This is a genomic window from Bombilactobacillus sp. ESL1094 (assembly GCF_058107425.1).
The window spans coordinates 78,245-90,391 of the sequence record NZ_JBYLUM010000001.1 but is presented as its reverse complement, the minus strand read 5'-3'; the positions used below and the strand labels follow the sequence as shown (position 1 = coordinate 90,391).

Sequence of the window (12,147 nt, the reverse complement as noted above, 5' to 3'; positions counted from 1 at the left end):
GTTGTAAAGTGGATAATATAATTGCAGTTCAGGTTAACAAAGATAATCAAGTAACTGGCGTTTCAACCGTTTACGGTGATTTGCCGGACGGTTGGATAGAAGTTACCTCTGATCCATATTTTACTTTGACTAACTATTCAGAGTGGTCTGTCGAAAATGGTCAATTAGTAAAAACGACTAGTGGATTAACGCCAATTGGGGAAAATCGAGAAGCAATTACTAATCTGACTCAAGTAGCTGGTCAAACAATGCAGGAAATGACCCAATTAACTCAATTAATGGGACAAACTCAAGAGGCTATAACACAACTAACTCAATTAGTTGCTGCTCAAAATACAGCTGATAATTCAACCAAGGAGGATAAATAAATGATTTTTTTGTGGAAAATGGAATTTGCATGGGGAACATTAATGGTCAAAGATTTTATTCAGAATGTGCAAGCAGGAATTATGACGGCTGGACAATTTAAACAAGTGACTGGTCAAGACTATCAAGAAGCAATTGAACCGGCTTCTATCGCTGATGTGTCAACTAATTCAGAAACGACAACAACTACCGACGTAATAGAAGAACAGCCACCAACTGATTCAGCTGACAATCAAACAGCAACTACCACAGCTTAGAGGCTCAACTAGTTAATTAGTTGGGCTATTTGTTTGTCCAAAAATAGGAGGTGGTAATTTGCATTTTTTAGGATGGATTAATTTCGCAGTAATTTTAATAGGCTTGCCAGCTACCTTGTTAACAGCTTATAAAGCAGTCAATTTCTTTCGAGACAACACTAAATTGGTCAAGATGGATGCCCGTATTTCAAATACTGAACACGCCATTCAGGCTGTGCTGCATGATTCTTTATATAAGCAATGTATGTATTGTATTAAAAAGGGTGCTGTGACCGTGAGTGAACTGGATAACATTGAGCATTTATTTAGCGGTTACAAAGGAGTAGGAGGCAATGGTACGGGAGAAGCGTTATACAACAAGGTTCTTGCGTTGCCAGTAGACAAGGAGGAAGAATAATGAAGATTAATTTTAATTACAAGTCGGCCAAGGCTTGGATTACACTAGCTGGTTCGTTAGCAGCTGGAGTGTTGGGTGTTTTAACGGCGCTGGGAGTTACTGTTCCGACTGATCTTGGTACGTCAATAACTGGCGGAATTACAGCAATAGTTTCGTTTTTGAGCGCGTTGGGTATCCTAACTCAGGACGTTGATGATCCTAAAAAGAAAGGACAATAACATGAATAAACTAAAAACAATTATTGGAGTAGCCGTTGGGCTACTCTTTTTTTGTACAACAAACGCCCAAGCCGCCAGAACGGACATGGTGGACGTTTCAAATTACAATGGATTAATGACAGTCGACAACTTCACTGACATGCGTGATCACTACGGGGTTAAGGCTGTTACTACCAAAATTAGTGAGGGCACTAACTATCAAGATTGGACGGCTGCTAATAACATTCAAACCGCCCAGCAAGCTGGTCTGTATATTAATGCTTACCATTTTGCGCGTTATCAAACGGTCCAACAAGCTAAGAATGAAGCCAATTATGCTTGTCAAACCGCTAAGGCTGACGGCTTACCTGTTGGGGCTGTTTTGGTAGCAGATGTTGAAGCTTCTGAACAACAAGCACTGAGCTATTCGCAAAATCAAGCCAATAATGAAGCGTTTGAGAATGTTGTTCAGCAATATGGTTATCGTCCGAATATCTATACGATGGCTAGTTGGGTAGGAGTCAAGTTTCCCGTATCTAAAGGCTGGATCGCTCAATATCCTGCCAATCCTTGGAACTTAACTTCTTATAGTAATCATCACGCTTGGCAATTTGCATCAGATATGTCGTTTACTGGTAGTTATGGGCAGTTTGATGTATCTAATTTATATGATGATTTTTACACCGCTGGACAAAAGACTGTTAATACTATTAATAATGTCGTCACCACTCAAACCACAGATAAGAATGCTTCAACTATGTTTCGCGGTGATAGTTCTGCTTTTGATACAACGCCGTTATTGAATAATACTAGTTGGGCAGCTTCGAAGATAATACCTGATAATAATAATCGTCCGATGTTTTTAGTCGGCGGTGATAGTTATCTACCACAAAGGAATACTAATCTTAAAGGCTTACTGACGATTAATTATTTAAACGGGTATGGTCCCAATGCCGTTGATAGTACTGGTAAGGAAATTGCCAATTCCAATCTAACTTTTAAAGGGGGGACACAATGGAAAACGAATGATAAACTGTATAATATTGCTGGAGTTGGCTATTGTTATAAAGTGGCAGCAAATGAATATATTGCGGTTAAGTATCAAGTCGGATCTGGTTTTAAAGGATAACAAAAAAGCTCCCTGAGGGGAGCTAATACATAAATTGAATTTATTTAATTTTAATTTTTAGTGTAGTAAGTATTATGAATGCTGCAAATGCTAATACAAAAAATATAATTAATTTTATGGATATATAGCGTGTGAGTATATAAATGTAAAGCGTTATTCCTGCAAATATAATTATAGAAATGAAAAACAAAAAATTAAGTATATAATTATGAATTTTACCATAATGACTAGATTTATCAAAAAAGTAATCTTTTTTTGAGAAAGAGTTAAGACTATAAAGTTCTATTGAAAAATATATATTAAATGCGATTATTACGCAATATGCACATATTATAAAGGTGTACAACCATAGTAACCATGATTGCTTAATAATAGGTTTCGTTTGAATAATTATTTTAGCTGGTATCTTCTTAGGGACTTTAAAGAATGTCGTACCTTTAAATATATCTCCAATTAAAAATGTAATTATAAATGTAATCACTGTCATTGATGTGATTAAGCTAGAGCATATGTCTTTTTTTAGCTTTATCAGTTCTCTTTCACGTTTTATTATTTGTTCCTTTTTTGCAGCTTTTAATTTTTCGTTTTGACTTTTGTCTTCTTTAATTTTTTTATCAGTTTCTTTAATTTTCTTATCAGTTTCTTCAGATTCTTTATCAGTTTCTTCAGTTATCTTCTTAATTTCTTTATTTTCATCTTTAACTGTTTCATTCTGTTCTTTAATTACTTTAATTTGTCTTTCGATTTTTTTAATTTCTTGGCCAACTACTGTAATCTTCTTTATTTCGTCTTCAGCATTCTTAGCTTTTTCAATTTTCTTTTTAGCTTTTTCAATTTTCTTTTCAGTTTTTTCAATTTTCTTTTTAGCTTTTTCAATTTCCTTTTGTTTTTCTTTGATTATCTTTCCTTTATTATTTCTCATGATTTCTACCTCCAAGAAAATTTTATCACTAATAGTTAATTAAGCTGTTTATTTTCAACCAATCCTTTTATAGAAAGAACATTTAAATTTAATTTAATGTTACCGTATTTTTTCCATACTACACACATAAAAGTTGAATAATCCGTACCATTTTCGAAGACGTTCTAAAATAAATAAAATTGTATGGATTTAATTATTTGGCACTAATTTGGCACCGCATGTATTATAAATGCTGATTTAACAACGTTTTTAAATGTATATTAATCCTGTACTCTCCTTAGAATACTTTTTATACTTGTTCATATGTTCCAGATTGTTGATTTAACGGCAATTTGGAATTTTTGTTTGGTCTATATTTGCCTATTTTTGCTATTCAAAGTGAGTCAAAAGTGTAGTCAAATTTAAAGAACGAGTTAAAAATCAGTGAAAATAGCTCGTTTAGTGAGTTAAAAGTGAGTCAAAAACTTTTTTGGAGTTGTTGATATATCAATGCTTATAGGCACTTTTAAGAATCAAAGGGTAGTCAAAAAAGACACTTAGAAGTCAATATCTAAAGTGTCACTTAAGAGTTTGTCTTGATCAGAAGTTACGTGCGTATAAATATCCAATGTGACAGAGATATTTTTGTGACCTAGGCGTTGTTGTACAGCCTTAGGTGTAATTCTATTATTCTTCTCAAATATCCATGTAGCATGTGTATGACGTAAGCCGTGGGGTGTAATTTGGTGAACGAACTCTTTATAGTAATCCTCTTTGGTCATTTGATAAATCTTTTGAAAGTCGGTAGTTCCTTGATTAATAATTGAACGTAACCAAACATTAGGTTTCTCCAGATTACGCCAAGTACCAACTTGATTAGGAAATAGTAAAGTAGTGTTGCTTTGATATTTACGATATTCATTCAAATATTTAGCAATTAATGAATTGTAGGAAATTACGCGAAATGAGTTCCATTTTGGTGGCTGAGTCCGCTGCTTACCATTTTCATCAGTAACCACGGTTTTATTAATATCAATTGTCTGTTGATCAAAATTAATATCCGACCATTCTAGGGCTAATAATTCACCTTTACGCATTCCTGTGTAAGCCATGATTATAAAGAACACAGCTTGTGTGAATCCAATATTTCCACTGTTATCGCTTGTAGTATTGTTAATTAAATATTTGGTGAACTTTTCCAGTTCAGTCGTGGAAAAAAAGTTATTTTTAGGTTTGCGATTAATTGCTTGGTGCTTATTTCTCTTAGGTAAGAGAATGTGGTCAAAAGGATCGGTGCTAATAATTTTGATTGTATAGGCATATTTAAATACACGATCGGCATATCGACTAATAATGTTTAGCTTAGTGTATTTATTTGCCCACTGGTCAACAATTGGCTGTAAAAATTCAGAGGTAATTTGATTAATCTTCATGTTACCAATTTCTGGTAAAATATGGCAATCAAAGATCTGTTTAGTTTTATATAGAGTGCTAGATTGGACGGTATCTTTGTAAGAGTTGTCAAACCATTGCTGATAAACCTCTGCAAACGTTAAATCTGATGTAGTATTTGACTGAAAATAATCATTATTCAGCTGAGCTGATAATTTTAAATATTCTTTATTGGCTAAAGCAGGGGTCTTAAAACCACGCCGTGAAGTTCTTTTCTTCTTACCGGTAGTTGAATCAGTACCTAAATAAATTTGAAACCAATACTTTTTTTCGCCATTTTTAGTGACGTATTCTTTAATAGCGGGGTTCTTTTTGTATTCAAACATTGAATTTACCTCCAATTATTTGTTAAAATGGTACACGAAAAGCGCATACCATATGTATGTTTTTCACGTTAGTCATATCTTCGACCCGCCAAAGTTAGGAGATATGGCTTTTTCTGTGTGTTTAAAAATAAGTATGTTTTGTAATCCATTGTTTTAGTTTTATTTTTAGCCAGAAACTATAGATACCCAATGTACAAATAGTCAATAACCACCATTTTATCCAATTTCCAAAAAGTTGCATTGCTGTACCGTTAAAATGCAGTCGATATCCATTAACAACAGTATGTTTAGTTTCCCAATTATATTTCATTGTACATGCCCAGGGAAAACAAATGCCAAGAGTAAATACTGTTATAAGAAATCCTAAAATACTATATCCAACTTGTTGGGCCAAACCGCCATCAAAATAAGATTGTCCTGCGTTTGTTCCTTGATAATTGTTGTAATTTTGTTGAATTGGAACTTGCTGATAGTTATTCTGATACTGCTGGTTATTCTGTTGATAATAACCATTATTTTGTTGATTAGGATATTGTGGCTGTTGATATGAATTGTATTGATTATTCATTTTATCCCCCGTATAAATACTACATAATTTCATGAACATTAACACCTTGTTGTTGTCTAGCGCCAAAAACTATGTTTCTTAAAATTGATAATTTTTCTCTTAGATTTTTTATTAAGCGCAATGTAATAATTTGACCATTACCCATTTGAAAAATTAAGGATCCACCATTTATTAAAGTATCATCAGCACTAATATTCATTACACGATATAAATCTACTGTAATATATTTTTTATTTAACCAGCCACTTTCTTGGGTTATCATATTTGAATCCATTGTTGTGTGTGGTTAATGCTTTAACTAAAAATGGAATAGATGGTATAAACCATAATATCCATGACCAAATCAAACTAAAATAAAACGGCTTTTTATCTTGTTCAAAGATTATATTATTTGCAGCTAATTGATTATAGTTAGTAACTTGAGAAAAATTATTAGCAGTTTGGCTTGGGCAATTAGGTTGGGTTTGTTGATAATTAGGTTGTTGCGAATATTGGTTAGGTTGCTGATAGTTTTGCTGCTTTGGATTCTGGTAATACTGCCGGTTATTATCTTGTTGATTTGTATTAAATCTATGATTTGGCACTTATAATTCCCCCTCATAAGTATCAATGCTTGTATTTTGAAAAGTCTGATTTGTAATTTAACGTCCGGTAACTATAATGTCTACTATCAGATCCATAAAGTTTTACGGTTGCTTGAGTTTTAAAAGATAATCTAAACAACTTGGTGAAAGTAGGTTTAGTTGTTGTGATTATTAAAAATTGCCCTGGTTTGGCACATTTTTCTACATATAATGTGGTAACTTTAAAGTTATCCCAGTTTCGTTCGCCCTCTTGGTCATCAATAACATTTTCACTCATGCGAATAAATACATTTTTTTGCTGGTCATTCAGATGATCTTCAGCATCGCTCAGTAATACTTTATCTTCATGAAGATAATAATAGGGTATGGAATACTGTTTTATATTGTTATATGTTCTAAAACAACAAATAGCAGATATTAATAATAGTAAAAATGCAGTGCCTAAGGTAATTAAAGTTAGCGGCTTAGGCTTTTTTATTTTCATTCATCACATCCCCCTCGATGAAAAACTATAAATGATACTTTAATTCAACAATTAATACAATTTCATATAGCGTTTACAAAAAATTATGAAGCAAAATGAATCTTTTTAGGGTTAATAAAACGTTCCATTCCATATGGCAAATGGAAATAATCCAAAATACGATAAGTGGTAATGCACTCATTAGGTTCCATATTATACATAAGCAATTGAAAAGCAAAACGGTTGGCATTAGCCTCTATCTCAGGAATATGAAAACCGAAGCTTTGTTTTCTTAAAAATGTAGTGGAATAAATTTCATCATTAACTGCATGACCTAATTCATGTGCTGCTACAAATAATTTTTGATTATTTATAATCGCATTATTAATGATCACGGATTTTTCACCATCAGTGGATATCGTCATACCCAAAGTTGTTTTACCAAGAAATTGTTCTTTTACTTGAAAGCCTAAATCAGTAATCAATTCAAATGGATTATTAGTTTTAAATGTTTTAATAAGTTCATCGACTTTGTTCAAAGTCTTCACACCTTTATATTTAGTTTTTCTATTTTAACAATCTACATTAGTTATTATTTAATATCTCCAGCTTTACGCTGCTTAGCACGTTTTTTATTCATCTCTACTGCCACTTCTAAAGCTGCTTTGATGGATAGCTTATCTTCGTCATCCATTGGTTCTCCAAAGAAATTAATAGAATCATCAGTGTCCATACCATTTAAAAGTTCTTCAACTTTTTTACCCACATCAATCTTTTCAGCATTAGATAAGGCGTATTTGTCATCAGTTCTACCTAAAAGGTAGTCAGTTGAGACGTTGAAGTAATCCGCTACTTTTTCTAGCTTGTCAATCCCAGGCTTTGTTTTTTTCCATCGATTGATTGTGCCGTTTCCATATCCTAAGTTTTCTTCTAACTGTCTAATTGATAACTTCTTTTGATCAGCTAATTGTTTAATTCTTTCAAAAAGCATCATATACCACCTTTGAGCGTACAACATATTTATACAAATATTCTATAAAAATAGTTGGCTTTGTAGAAAATGTGTTTTATAAACTAATTTGATAGCTAGTAAGTCATACAAAAAAGGATAACTATTTACCGTTCCCCAACGTAATAATAGTTTTGCAAGCCTTATTTAACTATGCTTTGATTGCAGAATATTTGTATACACTTGTCAATGATTTTTAGAAAAAGTTGCTATCTAATTAGCACTACATAAGTCCAAAACGGACTGCGTGTCGTCCTTTTAAAACTGAATATTTACTACCCCTTGAAAAGGGGAGATGTACCCTTAAAGATTAAGTATAAAGATTAAGTAATAGAAAAACGGAAAGGAGGTGAATTGAATACAACCTACCTGATTAGTATTTCAGAATGGCTGTATGAAATTTAGCCAATGTTAATGTTTAATGGTTAAAGGTAAAATTCAACAATTTCCTTAATAGTATCTAAAATTTTTGCTTTCATTATCAAATTGTTGTTATGGCTTTGTTCTGCATATTCTTCAAAGCTATTTACTCCAGCAATAAGAATTATTGTAACAATAAGGATAACTAGGATATAGTGTTGAACCTTTTATATTTGATTTTTCTGTTTGATGTTGTTTTGATTATTATTACTATCTTTATCCATGGTCACATGATTTTGTTGATCAATCAAACTATTAACTTTATTTTGGGAATAATCACTAGTTAAGTTGTTCGCATTTTATTTTTAGCATTTGATTTTTATCACTCCAATCAGGGCGTATCATTTGATATAGTGGTTTTGTATAAATCGATTTTCAATTTGATGAAATGAGATGTATTGTATAATTCAGGTTACAAAAAAGCTTTCTAAAAGACTAGAAAGCTTGATGTGTTGACGGACGTCCAGTTGTGCTAATTGTCTAAATGATTAATAGCGTATTGGGCTTGTTCAGGAGTAAATCCTTCACCTGCATCACTGGTTAATTGATCTTGTAATTCAGCGGTACTCATATGTTCGGTGTCTTCATAATTTTTGGCACACTTTAAAGCATTTTGATTATAGTCAATTTTGATATTTTGCATAGCATAATTAGCTGCTTCAGGAGTGAATCCTTCACCAGAACTACTTGTTAGTTGTTCATATAATCCCTTATAACTCATGTCACCTTCAGTTTCCTGATAATCTTGAGCAGTTTTCAGAGCATTTTGATACTCTCTGGGTACGCTATTATTTGATTTTTGAGAGGTACTACTTTGATTGTCATCTTTACTGTCAGAAGCTTGTTCGCTGTTATTAGTGTTTGTAGCCTTATTTGATGATTTATTACTTTTAGCTTTATGATGGATGCTTTCTGCAGTTTTATTATTATCTGAATTTGATGAATCAGATGAATCATCATTTCCGCCAGTAAACATTGCGATTAATAAAAATGCAACCACAACAATAATAATCCAGAACCACCATTTTTTGTAAAACGGTTTCTTTTGAACGTAAATATTCCCATCCTTATCTTGTATTTCCTTTCTAGCCATTGTTAAAATCTCCTCCTTAATTTTTCAGCTTTTAGAGTCAATCAGTTTATTGGACATATTGAGTTACAAATATAAATTTGTTTTTCTTTTTATTTAAAAAGTATGTTTTCGCTTCCATTTTTAAAAAGTAAATCAATAATCAGTAACATAAATGTAATTACTTGAAATGTTGTATCCATCTATTAATAACATCAATGTTATTAATAGTATTTCTATCATTACTTCTACCCATTTACTAGTTCAATAAAAAGTTCAGATATTATTCTATAAGATCCTATCAAAGAGCCAGAGTCTTGTTTAGAAACATCTTCTAAAATTGAGTTAATATTTGAGAGTACACATTCAAATACTGGGAATGATATAAGCAACATCCCTGAAACCAACCGTCCCATTATTAACTTATTTGTTATCCTCTTCGACTACCTTATTGATAACTATTTAACAATTTAATTATATCCTAAAAATCGAAATTAAATGTATAAAAAATAGTTTATTTTTAGTTTTATGTAAAATCTATTAAGTTAAGTAAAATGTTCAAATAATTATAAAATTAATATGGATAACTGTCAAAAAAAGCTTTAACCATAACAGATTTAATTGATTTACTAAAAATTATGTAAATTGGACAACAAGCAACTAGAGCAAACGCACGGAATATTTTAAGTAAATTTGGAATGTGGGCACAATAGTAGATTGTCATATTGACACCCTCAAGTCGCCAATTATTGACGGTATGCCCAAAGCAACCATTGGTGACCATGACTGGCAAATGGTATCGCTGCTTACTAAATTGGACCGTAAGCATGAAGCACAGCTGGATATTGATGAGATGACCACGGCTATTTTGAAGTTGGACCGGGAAGAATGTTTGAGTTTGTATTACACGTATTTAGTGCCTGAGAAACTAAAAGATTTAGTCATTTCGGAACGGATTTACCACAATCTAATTTCGGTACGAATGATGCAAAACCGACGTGATCGGGCGTTAATTGGGTTCTGTGAAGTTTACCAGAACGGTAGGTTGTTAGTTTTTAAATAATCGTGTTATAATAAATCCGTAACGAAGAAGATAGTTTTAGCATAGTAGCACAAAAGCCGTTCCTAACATGAATAGGAATGGCTTTTGTGATATTAATATGATATAATTAACATGTGATATGAGATAAGCTGTTTAACTTTTCAGCACAAAGACCAACCTATTGCGAGTAGGTTGGTCTTTTTTTTACATTCGTTGCGATTACGAATGAGTTATTCGATTAGATGACAACTCTTTATTTCTTATTCTTCTTGTTTTTCTCTTCTAACCAGTGAGATAACAGCGTGTTAACTGTATTTACAAGAATAGGTGCTACTACCAATGAGATAAGTTGTAATAACATTTCAGCACCCCCTTTCGGGGCGAGTTGCCGTTTAAAATTATATCATAAAAAATTTCGTAATCTGGGGGAAATCAGAAGAAAATGTTATGGGTGAAAAACTGGATTCAAGAGGTATTATGGTAGTGTAAATAATTTAGGAAGCTGGACTGAGAGTCTGGCTTTTTTTAGTGCCTCGGTTGTATGATTATGCTGAGGTGATTAATGTGAAAAAGATTATTGATTTTTTTACTAATCATATAATAACCATTTTAATAGGAATGTTAGTTTTAATAGTTATTGTACCTGGTTTCATTGAGCTTTTAGTTCGTTTTATTCCTGGAATAGGAAGTAATGATACTTGGATCAATTTTTGGGGAAGTTATTTGGGCACAATGATTGGCTCAATTATAGCGATAGGTGGAGTTTATTGGCAGGTTAATAAAAGTATAGAAAATGAAAAAATTATTCAAAAAGATGTAAGAAAAAATGACAAAATTGTACGTGAAGAAGAAGAACTTAAACGTCTTTTACCTTATTTCAATATTAATAGCTTACCTAGTGAATATGATGGATTCCCATTTTTTAATATTATTTTGTCAACACTTGAAGGAAATGTTCCTATTTTGGGTATTGTTTTTAATGTTTATTTTAAGACTGACGATATTGGCATTATTCATACGCCCTGCAAGATTGCAGTTGGACATTTATTGCCTAGTAAGTCCGGTAAAAAAATATATATATACAAAGAATGGGATGAGTTTCGTCATAAAAAAGGGATTTATAAATGGAATTTTGAAGTATTTAGAGTAGATATTAAATGTCATACTATTAATGGAACTGATATATTTTTCACTTGGGGTAATGGTATAGATTATATTCATATTTACGATGATAAAAAATATGGTAGTAAAGTTTATACGCACGGACCTCACGATGGATTAGATGCAGAAAAAGAAGCTGAAAAAAGAAAAAAAGATTTTATAGAATAACTGATTTTGAACTTAAAAATTAGGAGGTGTGGTGAGATGACGTGAAGCATAAATTAACAGTTAAACAGCAGAAATTTTGCGATGAGTACATTAAATCAGGTAACGCGGCAGACGCTGCAGCAAAAGCTGGTTACAGCAAGCGAACTGTTTATTCTATCGGTAATAAAAACTTGAAAAAACCTGAACTTCAAAAGTATATTGAAGATAAGTTACAACAACTTGAATCACAAAAAATAATGACTGCCAAAGAAGTTTTGGAATATTTGAGTTCAGTCGCCCGTGGTGAACAAACCGAATCTGTAACTACTGCTAAGGGCGTGTTTGATAATGTACCAGTTTCTGCTAAAGATAGGATTACGGCTGCCAAAGAAATTTTAAAGCGTCATCCAATTGATCCTATTTCTAAAGCACAGTTACGCAAAATTGAAGCCGAAGCACGTATTTCCAAGTATCAAGCAGATCAATTGGAATCGGATGATTCTAATGATGCTGCAATTGACATTAACTTTAATATTCCACCAAAGGAGGGAACTGATGATTGAAGTAAGCCTAAAAGATAATGTTTCACCAGCGTTTTACAGCATGTTCTGAGATATTCACAATCGAAAACATTCAAATTACTGGCTAAAAGGAGGACG

General features: G+C 32.3%; 17 protein-coding genes. 8 read left to right on the top strand and 9 right to left on the bottom strand.

Features of this window, described 5'->3' with window-relative positions; translation table 11 throughout:
* Positions 1–8 precede the first annotated feature (8 nt).
* Genes AC3B5S_RS00460 through AC3B5S_RS00440 form a run of 5 tightly spaced genes read left to right on the top strand, consistent with a single transcriptional unit; the run spans position 9 to position 2,346 of the window.
* Entirely contained in the window at positions 9–368 is a 360-nt protein-coding gene (locus AC3B5S_RS00460; RefSeq protein WP_489789928.1) for a hypothetical protein, read from the top strand.
* The gene (locus AC3B5S_RS00455) at positions 369–623 is read left to right on the top strand and encodes a hypothetical protein (RefSeq protein ID WP_489789927.1); all 255 of its coding nucleotides are present in this window, start codon (positions 369–371) and stop codon (positions 621–623) included.
* A 58-nt stretch (positions 624–681) separates the two neighbouring features.
* Positions 682–1,020 (top strand): hypothetical protein, encoded by a 339-nt coding sequence (locus tag AC3B5S_RS00450; protein WP_489789926.1) that lies wholly within the window; start codon positions 682–684, stop codon positions 1,018–1,020.
* On the top strand, positions 1,020–1,238 hold the full coding sequence (locus tag AC3B5S_RS00445) for a hypothetical protein (protein ID WP_489789925.1): 219 nt from the start codon (positions 1,020–1,022) through the stop codon (positions 1,236–1,238). Before AC3B5S_RS00450 ends, AC3B5S_RS00445 begins: the two co-directional genes overlap by 1 nt.
* 1 nt (position 1,239) lies before the next feature.
* On the top strand, positions 1,240–2,346 hold the full coding sequence (locus AC3B5S_RS00440) for a GH25 family lysozyme (protein ID WP_489789924.1): 1,107 nt from the start codon (positions 1,240–1,242) through the stop codon (positions 2,344–2,346).
* Positions 2,347–2,386: 40 nt separating this feature from the next.
* Here the strand turns inward: AC3B5S_RS00440 and AC3B5S_RS00435 are convergent, their stop codons facing one another.
* The 9 genes from AC3B5S_RS00435 to AC3B5S_RS00395 form a co-directional block, all read right to left on the bottom strand.
* Positions 2,387–3,268, bottom strand: coding sequence for a hypothetical protein (locus AC3B5S_RS00435; RefSeq protein WP_489789923.1), 882 nt, complete (start codon positions 3,266–3,268; stop codon positions 2,387–2,389).
* A gap of 536 nt (positions 3,269–3,804) precedes the next feature.
* A complete protein-coding gene (locus AC3B5S_RS00430) occupies positions 3,805–5,025 on the bottom strand; it encodes a site-specific integrase (protein WP_489789922.1) in 1,221 nt (406 codons plus the stop codon).
* A gap of 121 nt (positions 5,026–5,146) precedes the next feature.
* Positions 5,147–5,482, bottom strand: coding sequence for a DUF898 family protein (locus AC3B5S_RS00425; protein ID WP_489774998.1), 336 nt, complete (start codon positions 5,480–5,482; stop codon positions 5,147–5,149).
* Positions 5,483–5,612: 130 nt separating this feature from the next.
* Positions 5,613–5,855: a hypothetical protein gene (locus AC3B5S_RS00420; protein ID WP_489789921.1), complete on the bottom strand. Its 243-nt coding sequence runs from the start codon at positions 5,853–5,855 to the stop codon at positions 5,613–5,615.
* Positions 5,824–6,177, bottom strand: coding sequence for a hypothetical protein (locus tag AC3B5S_RS00415; protein WP_489774946.1), 354 nt, complete (start codon positions 6,175–6,177; stop codon positions 5,824–5,826). The genes AC3B5S_RS00420 and AC3B5S_RS00415 overlap by 32 nt, the downstream gene beginning before the upstream one ends.
* 22 nt (positions 6,178–6,199) lie before the next feature.
* Positions 6,200–6,661, bottom strand: coding sequence for a hypothetical protein (locus tag AC3B5S_RS00410; protein ID WP_489774947.1), 462 nt, complete (start codon positions 6,659–6,661; stop codon positions 6,200–6,202).
* A gap of 83 nt (positions 6,662–6,744) precedes the next feature.
* On the bottom strand, positions 6,745–7,179 hold the full coding sequence (locus AC3B5S_RS00405) for an ImmA/IrrE family metallo-endopeptidase (RefSeq protein ID WP_489789920.1): 435 nt from the start codon (positions 7,177–7,179) through the stop codon (positions 6,745–6,747).
* Between the two features lie 53 nt (positions 7,180–7,232).
* Positions 7,233–7,631: a helix-turn-helix domain-containing protein gene (locus tag AC3B5S_RS00400; protein ID WP_489774949.1), complete on the bottom strand. Its 399-nt coding sequence runs from the start codon at positions 7,629–7,631 to the stop codon at positions 7,233–7,235.
* A gap of 910 nt (positions 7,632–8,541) precedes the next feature.
* On the bottom strand, positions 8,542–9,162 hold the full coding sequence (locus tag AC3B5S_RS00395; RefSeq protein ID WP_489789919.1) for an Ltp family lipoprotein: 621 nt from the start codon (positions 9,160–9,162) through the stop codon (positions 8,542–8,544).
* Between the two features lie 676 nt (positions 9,163–9,838).
* On the opposite strand from AC3B5S_RS00395, the gene AC3B5S_RS00390 reads away from it, so the two are divergent.
* The 3 genes from AC3B5S_RS00390 (at position 9,839) to AC3B5S_RS00380 (ending at position 12,051) form a co-directional block, all read left to right on the top strand.
* A complete protein-coding gene (locus AC3B5S_RS00390; RefSeq protein ID WP_489789918.1) occupies positions 9,839–10,201 on the top strand; it encodes a hypothetical protein in 363 nt (120 codons plus the stop codon).
* A 543-nt stretch (positions 10,202–10,744) separates the two neighbouring features.
* Positions 10,745–11,509, top strand: a complete 765-nt coding sequence (locus tag AC3B5S_RS00385) for a hypothetical protein (protein ID WP_489789917.1) — start codon at positions 10,745–10,747, stop codon at positions 11,507–11,509.
* Between the two features lie 41 nt (positions 11,510–11,550).
* Positions 11,551–12,051, top strand: coding sequence for a terminase small subunit (locus AC3B5S_RS00380; RefSeq protein WP_489789916.1), 501 nt, complete (start codon positions 11,551–11,553; stop codon positions 12,049–12,051).
* Positions 12,052–12,147: the final 96 nt, after the last annotated feature.